Genomic DNA, 1,028 nt, shown 5'->3' with positions numbered 1-1,028 from the left:
CTGGTAACCCATTGATATTAAATGACTAAAATTTTCATTTTTTGTTCTTGGGATACTTGTTCGCACTTTCCTTAGTTATCAGAGGGGAAATACTCTGATGTGGGGGGTTACTCTTCGGACCAACTTTAATGATTTACGTCAGAATCATTTAGATGAGCCTCGCCCTGTGTATATCGCTGAAAAGGCCCCGATAGACTCGTCACACGTTGATTGGCCTGTCATGGCAGGACAGTTCGAAAGCAATGCTGGTTGGAATACAGCATCACTTTATAGTGACCAGTTCACTGTAACCTTGCTGGGTCAACAGCACAAATATAGGGACCAGCAAGAAGCGATCGATCGTACTGCTCTGGTTGCGATTAATCATCTGCCTGAGACTGTCGAAGAGTTGAGAGTCATTGAGCGCCAGCGAGATTTCCAGTTGCAAGAGACGGTGATTGATCTCGACTCTGTGCGAAAGGCGAACCAGCCCCAGGTTCTTGGGCAGGAGGCAGTGGTAGAAGAGCATCAAAAAGTACCTGCTCCTGTTCAGGGAACGCTCCGTTACCAATCTGAACCAGAGTGGTTCTCTTATTCATTTGACCCGGCCCTGACGCAATCTTTTGGTGGCCCTGAATCATTTTATATGTATCAGATAGGCATTAATGCCAACAGTGAACTGCGTCTTTCCGATAAGGATTGGTTACAGGGTACGTTGTTCTTCAATATCGCGAACAATTACGACAAATTTAATTACAAAACACCACCTGCCGACACGGATGCGTTACCGAGAGTACGCACTTGGGTGAGAGAGTATGTCGACTCTTCCAATATTCTGCTGAACAACCTCCAGTTAACACATATGGAGCAACTTGGTCAGGAGTGGTACGGCCAGGCATACGGCGGCTATCTGGAAATGATGTACGCCGGTGTCGGGGGAGAGGTGCTTTATCGTCCTTTCGGTCAGTCATGGGCCTGACTCTTATACACAAGTAGCGCCCTGAACGGAACCATTCCCGTTTTCCAGGATCTGATCTTCCATGTGACCT

1 protein-coding gene is annotated in these 1,028 nt (G+C 47.2%); it reads left to right on the top strand.

The features are described from left to right. Positions 1–52: 52 nt before the first annotated feature. Positions 53–958, top strand: a complete 906-nt coding sequence (locus tag PG892_RS22325; RefSeq protein WP_270825914.1) for a YjbH domain-containing protein — start codon at positions 53–55, stop codon at positions 956–958. Positions 959–1,028 lie beyond the last annotated feature (70 nt).

Origin of the sequence: Aeromonas sp. QDB68 (assembly GCF_027707405.1) — a bacterium.
Classification (GTDB): domain Bacteria; phylum Pseudomonadota; class Gammaproteobacteria; order Enterobacterales; family Aeromonadaceae; genus Aeromonas; species Aeromonas caviae.
This window is presented reverse-complemented; position numbering and strand designations above follow the sequence as displayed.